This window comes from Catenibacterium sp. UBA627, assembly GCF_002299355.1.
GTDB classification, from domain to species: domain Bacteria; phylum Bacillota_I; class Bacilli_A; order Erysipelotrichales; family Coprobacillaceae; genus Catenibacterium; species Catenibacterium mitsuoka.
The window spans coordinates 1-2526 of sequence record NZ_DBPF01000097.1; the positions used below are offsets into that span (position 1 = coordinate 1).

Sequence of the window (2526 nt, forward strand, 5' to 3'; positions counted from 1 at the left end):
ATATTAATACTATTGATACTGTGATCTAAGATTTGATGGAACATGGTAATAAAATTGAAGGAGGAGATAAGATAGGAAAAAGCATTATCTTCGCTGCCAATCAAAATCATGCCAATAAGATTAAAGAGAGATTCGATATACTCTATCCTGAATACAAGGGGAAGATTGCTGAAGTGATTACATTTAATACAAAATTTGTACAAAATGCGATAGATCGATTCAGTAAAACAGACAGTTACCCTCAAATAGCTATTAGTGTAGATATGCTAGATACAGGTATAGATGTACCAGATATCGTTAATCTTGTATTCTTTAAGAAAGTAAGAAGTAAAGCAAAATTCTGGCAGATGATTGGAAGAGGAACAAGACTAAGAACAGACTTGTTTGGTCCAGGAGATGATAAGAAAGGATTCTTGATATTTGATTACCTAGGAAATATGGATTACTTCAGAGTAGACCAGCGTCCTGAAAAATCAGGTATTATAGAATCACTCTCTCAACGTATCTATAAGTTACGTGTTGATATTCTTTATCTACTCGAACAAAATGCATCCGATCAGGATTATGTAGATGAAATCAATAAACAGATCAAAGAAATGTCAGGTTATATTCAATCGCTTAATGAAGACAGCTTTAATGTAAAGATGCATTTGAAATATGTGCATCAATATAAGAATCCAGATAACTGGATTAACCTGAATGAAATGGATACACATTATATTAAATATGAATTGTCTTCTCTTGTTGTGATTCATGATGAAGATAAACGTGCAAAGTTCTTTGATAGACAGATGTATATGATTGAAATGGCTTATCTCAATCATTATGATGCAAGTCAGGTAATTAATAAGGTTATTATGATGGCTGATGAATTGTATAAAAAACAAACAACACCTGATATTGCAGATAATGCGGAATATCTGAAATGTGCCAAAGATCCTGATTACTGGAAGACAGCTAATTATTTTGATCTAGAAGTACTACGTGAGAAGATTAGAGGGTTGGTTAAGTATTTAGACCCTGGTCCAATAGTAGATCCAGTAGATACACATTTTGAAGATGAAATCATTGAAACAAAGATGAATGATGCTTTCTATAATGATGAAGGCTTAGAGAACTATAAAGAGAAAGTACAGCATTATTTAAAAGCACATGAAGATGATGAAGCTATCTATAAGCTTAGACATAATCAAGTAATTACACCGGATGAAATGAAACATCTAGAAAACTTATTATGGATAGACCTGGGAAGTAAAGACGATTATCGATTACATTTTGGTGATACACCTATCACAAGATTAATTAGAAAGATAGTAGGATTAGACAGACAAGCAGCTATGGCTGAGTTCTCACGTTTCTTAGATGATCAGAGCTTGAATTCTAGACAGATTCACTTTGTAGAATTATTAGTAGATTATATTGTGAAGAATGGTTTCATTGAAGACAAGAAGGTCTTGTTACAGGATCCTTTCAAGTCAATTGGTAGTATGAGTGCCTTATTTAAGGATAAGATGAATATTGCAAGAGAGATATTAAAGACTGTAGATACGTTCAGCGAAAGATGTTAAGAGAAAACGCTTACAAAATTGAGAGCATTCTATCACTATAAAAAATAATTATAATTTAAATTTTTGATAAAAACTAAGTATAAAATAGCACAATCGGATATCCCTAAACTGCAAACGTTTACAGTAAATGCATTTTATAAATTGTGTAATTTTTCACAAAAGTATGCTTGTTTTTTCACAAGAACTCATGTATAGTGAACTTACAAAATATGAAGAAGAAATATTTTGGTCAATGGAGGATATAAAAATGGCTGATAAGAAAGTCGAAAAGAAAGTTGAAGAATGGACAGAAGAAAAGACTGATGCTTGCATTGATGAGTTAGTTAATAACGCATTAACAGCATTAGATGAATTCGAAGGTTTTGACCAGGAAACTGTTGACTACATCGTAGCAAAGATGTCAGTTGCTGGTCTTGATAAGCACGGTGTTCTTGCAGAAGCTGCAGTAAAAGAAACTGGCCGTGGTGTATTTGAAGACAAAGCTGTTAAGAACTTATTCGCTTGTGAATATGTTACTAACAACATGCGTCATACAAAGACTGTAGGTATTATTAATGAAGATCCACTTACTGGTATCACTGAAATCGCTGAACCAGTTGGTGTTGTTTGTGGTATCGTTCCAGTAACAAACCCAACTTCTACAGTTATCTTTAAGTCTTTAATCGCTATGAAGACTAGAAACCCAATCATCTTCTCATTCCACCCAGGTGCTCATGACTGTTCAGTTATGGCTGCTAAGGTAATGTTAGATGCTGCTGTAAAAGCTGGTGCTCCTAAGAACGTAATCCAGTGGTTACCAATGAAAACTATGTATGCAACTAGTGCATTAATGAATCATCCAGGTGTTGCTACTATCTTAGCTACTGGTGGTAACGCAATGGTTAAGGCTGCTTACTCTTGTGGTAAACCTGCTTTAGGTGTAGGTGCTGGTAACGTTCCAGCATATGTAGAAAAGTCT

The 2526-nt window shown here is 33.9% G+C and carries 2 protein-coding genes; both read left to right on the forward strand.

Annotated features, from left to right (window positions below):
• Positions 1 to 35: 35 nt before the first annotated feature.
• Positions 36 to 1568, forward strand: a complete 1533-nt coding sequence (locus B2S90_RS06070; RefSeq protein ID WP_286696717.1) for a type I restriction-modification enzyme R subunit C-terminal domain-containing protein — start codon at positions 36 to 38, stop codon at positions 1566 to 1568.
• Positions 1569 to 1815: 247 nt separating this feature from the next.
• On the forward strand, positions 1816 to 2526 hold a 711-nt coding region (locus tag B2S90_RS06075), incomplete at its 3' end, for an aldehyde dehydrogenase family protein (RefSeq protein ID WP_286696718.1).